We start from the raw sequence: 4062 nt of genomic DNA on the forward strand, positions 1-4062 counted from the left end.
GCAGCGGGTGCGGCCGACGTATCTGCCGCCGGCGCGCTCGCGGCCGCAGCGGACGCGGGCGCGGACGCATCGTCCGCGAGGGCGGCGCCGATACCGCCCGCGAGCAGCGAGCCGGCCATCAGCAGGGACATCAATAGTTTGCGCATCTTCGTTTTCCTCTTGTCGCTTATCTGTGCTGTGTCGCTTGGGTCTTTACAGCGCGTCGGCCCCGGTTTCGCCGGTGCGGATGCGGATCACCTGCTCGATCGGCGTGACGAAAATCTTGCCGTCGCCGATCTTGCCGGTGCGCGCGGCGCGTTCGAGCGCCTCGATCGCCTGATCGACGATGTCGTCCGACACGGCCGCCTCGATCTTCACCTTCGGCAGAAAGTCGACGACATACTCAGCCCCCCGATACAGCTCCGTATGGCCCTTCTGCCGCCCGAAGCCTTTGACTTCCGTGACCGTGATGCCCGACACGCCGATCGCCGACAAGGCTTCGCGCGCTTCATCGAGCTTGAACGGCTTGATGATTGCGGTAATGAGCTTCATGAAATTCCTCGCTAGTGTGTTGCTGATCGCGTTGCCAACCGTTGCGTACCCGTAACCGTGGTCTCCGGCGCCGCCGGTGAAGAAGCTCCGGCGGTGCGCGCGGGGCAGTAACAGCAACTCGCGTGCCATGTTGTGTCAGACTTCGCCTCGCGTGCATGGCGCAAGGCGCCCGGACGGCCTTGTCCGAACGGCCAGGCGCACGGCGCGCGGGTGGCGCGGCGTAGGGATCGTTGCTAGAGTGTTCGAAGGTTCTGAACGCGACGGCGCGCACCAAAGGCGCTCATGCGGCCGCGGCAACGCGGGCGGCACGCACCACGATCGCCCATTCGCCGTGGCGGGGCACAGACGTCATGAAACATGCACATTTTTTGTGCACCAAGGGGAACACCATGAAACAACCGAACGACGTTTTCAACGACTTCCAGGCACGCGTGAGCGATCTGTTCAAGAACTCGCCGGCCAGGGATGTCGAGCGCAACGTCAAGGCCATGCTGTCACAAGGCTTCTCGAAGCTCGATCTCGTCACGCGCGAGGAATTCGATACGCAAACCCAGGTGCTCGTGCGCACCCGTGCGCGTCTCGAAGAGCTGGAGCGCCGCGTCGCCGAGCTCGAACAGAAGCTGCCGCTCACTCAAACGCCGTAACCCTCGCGCGCGGCATTCGCGCCGCGCCATGCTGCACATCACCGGCAAGCGGGCCGTGACGTCATCAGCGCTTTAGGGGACTCGCGCGTGCCAACGGCGCGCGGTCCGACGGGAGAAAACATGTCGCTTGCCGTGGTGCGCAGTCGCGCGCCGGCCTCTGGCCGCGCGCCGGAAGTCACCGTCGAGGTTCACCTCGCCAACGGATTACCTTCGTTCGCCATCGTCGGTCTTCCCGATCTCGAAGTGCGCGAAAGCCGCGAGCGGGTGCGCGCGGCGCTGCAGAACTGCGGCTTCGACTTCCCCGTGAGACGCATCACCGTCAATCTCGCGCCGGCCGATCTGCCGAAAGAATCGGGCCGCTTCGATCTGCCGATCGCGCTCGGCATCCTCGCCGCGAGCGGACAGATTCCCGCCGAATCGCTGCGCCACCGTGAATTCGCCGGCGAGCTGTCGCTGACCGGCGCGCTGCGGCCGATGCGCGGCGCGTTCGCGATGGCATGCGGCACGGCCCGCGGCGCAATGGCGGCCGACGGTGGCGATGGCAACGCCGTGCATTCTTCCGCGCCACCTTCCCCGCTGGCCGAAGCAACCGCAGCGGAATCGCCGTTCCGTACTCCACAGCTTTACCTGCCCGCCGCGAGCGCGGCGGAAGCTGCGCTCGTGCCCGGCGTCGACGTCTATGGCGCCGCCGATCTGCCGTCGTTATGCGCGCATCTCGCGGACGCGCCGGACGCGCGCCTGCGCCCGATCGCCGCACCCGAGCCCGGCACGGAAGCCGTCGCCGCCCGCCCCGACATGGCTGACGTGATCGGCCAGCGCGCCGCGCGGCGCGCGCTGGAAGTCGCCGCGGCCGGCGGCCATCACGTGCTGATCTTATTACCCATAAAACCCCAACTTCTCCGCTATAGGAAACATCTCGCCTACATTTCCAGCAGCCGTTCTACAAGGGACTTGATCTGCGGGCCGTTCTCACGCAGAAGCGAGGTGAACCGCGCGACGAGGAGCCGGTTCTTCTGGGTGTCGATCTCCCTGATCCGCCGATACGTGTTCCTGTCAACCGCCACACCGGCGTTAAGCTGCCCGATGGTGGATTGCACGAGTGCATGCCGCTCCGCATCCAGTTTCGCGAGCGTGGCAACAAGCGTCTCCTTTCCATCCGTCTGATTGTTATCTTTCTTCGGCGATTCCGTCACCTGCGATGCGACCGCTGCACCGCTGTCGCCGTCACCGGTCGTCATTCCCGCATCCCGCTTAAGGCTCATGCACTTCTCCTGTTAATTTCCACACTTCAACAATCTTCATCGTCCATCAACGGACCGGGCTAAAGGTCCGCCGCGATCTTTCTGAGTCTCTGCGGGTTGTCCTCGGCGTACTGCGCCGTCATCGACACCGACGAGTGCCCCATGAGTACCGACACCGATTTCAGGTCGATGCCCTTACTGATCAACTCGGTGGCGAACCACCGCCGCCCCGAATGGCTGCGTCCGCCCTGAATCCCTGCCGCGTCGTGCAGTCGTGCCAGAAGCTGCTGCATCGTGTTGGGAGAAAATCCGGAACCCTTCTGTGATTTGAAGAGCGCGGCATCCCGATTGAAGAGAATCCCTTCCCGCGCCTGACGCCAGCGCAGATAGTCGAGCAACGCGGAGCGAAGGTGGGAATTGGACAGATAGGCGACGCGGGGTTTGCCCCCTTTTGTGACCTTGCCCGACAGACGGCATTCGTCGCGCAACTGGAGCTGATCGTTCATAACGTCAGAGACTCGCAAACCCGCCATTTCCTTGGCGCGGAATCCGAGCCGGTACGAGACATTGACGATTGCTGCGTCCCGCAAGCCTTGTTTGCCGGCCCTCACGACCGTTAGAAGCCGCCGCAACTCGCTGATTGATGGAACTGCCGCCTTGCCGTGCATTCTTTTAACTCGTTGATTTTGTTATGATAATTTTAATTCAACCAGTTTCCAGAGGAAACAGAAACCTGCTGCGCGCGTCGGGAGTGTGACGATGCCATAATCAGACGTACCGCTGACATCAGCCGCTCGATAGGACTTCCCAGCGCCAGTTCAGCCCGCCACACAAAAGAAGAGTGACCATGACTAACGACAACGCTCCCGGCGACGGAAACGCCCAACTCAACGTCGTCCGCTATGCCGATGACTTTGTTGTGACCGGCGTATCGAAAGATGTGCTCGAGCTCAAAGTGCTTCCGGCGGTCAGGCAGTTTATGGCCGCCCGAGGTCTGGAACTCTCGGAAGAGAAGACCCGGATCACGAACATTGCGGAGGGTTTCGATTTCCTTGGCCAGAACGTGCGCAAGTACGAGGGCAAGCTGCTGATCAAGCCGGCAAAGAAGAGTGTAAAGTCGCTCCTCGACAAGGTCAGGGAAATCATCAAGGGCAACGCGAGCGTCACGCAGGAGTCGTTGATACAGAAACTGAACCCGGTCATCCGGGGATGGGCCATGTATCACCGCACGTCGTGGCGAAAGCGAGCTTCTCATTGATAGACTCGCACATTTGGCAACTGCTCTGGAAGTGCGCAAAACGTCGGCATCCCATGAAAGGAGCACGGTGGGTAAGGACGAGATACTTCCGGGTCGACGGACACCGGTCCTGGGACTTTGCTACGAAGGGTCCGGCTGATGGAAACACCAGCGGGTATCGGCTCTTCCGCGCAATGACGATCCCGATTACGAGACACGTCAAGGTCCGGGGACTGGCCAATCCATTTGATCAGGTCTGGACCACGTACTTCGCTCGCCGTCTGGAGTTGACCCTGCAATCCCGGACACAGCCTCACACTAAGGTTGCTGAATCCATCGAGCGCCGAAACTCGCGAGGCGAGCGGTATTTCAGCGCGCTATGGGGATGCTTCTCGTTGTAATGCTCGAA

General features: G+C 62.1%; 3 protein-coding genes and 2 pseudogenes. 3 read left to right on the forward strand and 2 right to left on the reverse strand.

Annotation, left to right across the window (positions count from 1 at the left end; genetic code table 11):
- Positions 1–192: 192 nt before the first annotated feature.
- Complete coding sequence (locus tag G3N58_RS33460) at positions 193–531, reverse strand: P-II family nitrogen regulator (protein WP_006048089.1); 339 nt, start codon at positions 529–531, stop codon at positions 193–195.
- 389 nt (positions 532–920) lie between these two features.
- Here G3N58_RS33460 and G3N58_RS33465 point away from each other — a divergent pair, with 389 nt between their 5' ends.
- Positions 921–1175: an accessory factor UbiK family protein gene (locus tag G3N58_RS33465; protein WP_167050513.1), complete on the forward strand. Its 255-nt coding sequence runs from the start codon at positions 921–923 to the stop codon at positions 1173–1175.
- 120 nt (positions 1176–1295) lie between these two features.
- Positions 1296–2057: pseudogene (locus G3N58_RS33470) on the forward strand (magnesium chelatase domain-containing protein); the annotation flags it as partial.
- Between the two features lie 439 nt (positions 2058–2496).
- Here the strand turns inward: G3N58_RS33470 and G3N58_RS33475 are convergent.
- On the reverse strand, positions 2497–3084 hold the full coding sequence (locus G3N58_RS33475) for a site-specific integrase (RefSeq protein ID WP_206001327.1): 588 nt from the start codon (positions 3082–3084) through the stop codon (positions 2497–2499).
- 179 nt (positions 3085–3263) lie between these two features.
- On the opposite strand from G3N58_RS33475, the pseudogene G3N58_RS33480 reads away from it, so the two are divergent.
- Positions 3264–3703: pseudogene (locus G3N58_RS33480) on the forward strand (group II intron maturase-specific domain-containing protein); the annotation flags it as partial.
- Between the last annotated feature and the right edge of the window lie 359 nt (positions 3704–4062).

The organism is Paraburkholderia sp. Ac-20342, from assembly GCF_017104985.1.
Lineage (GTDB): Bacteria > Pseudomonadota > Gammaproteobacteria > Burkholderiales > Burkholderiaceae > Paraburkholderia.

Coding starts and splice junctions, on each gene's coding strand:
- G3N58_RS33460 (WP_006048089.1), bottom strand. CDS start 531: ATGAAGCTCATTACCGCAATCATCAAGCCGTTCAAGCTCGATGAAGCG.
- G3N58_RS33465 (WP_167050513.1), top strand. CDS start 921: ATGAAACAACCGAACGACGTTTTCAACGACTTCCAGGCACGCGTGAGC.
- G3N58_RS33475 (WP_206001327.1), bottom strand. CDS start 3,084: ATGCACGGCAAGGCGGCAGTTCCATCAATCAGCGAGTTGCGGCGGCTT.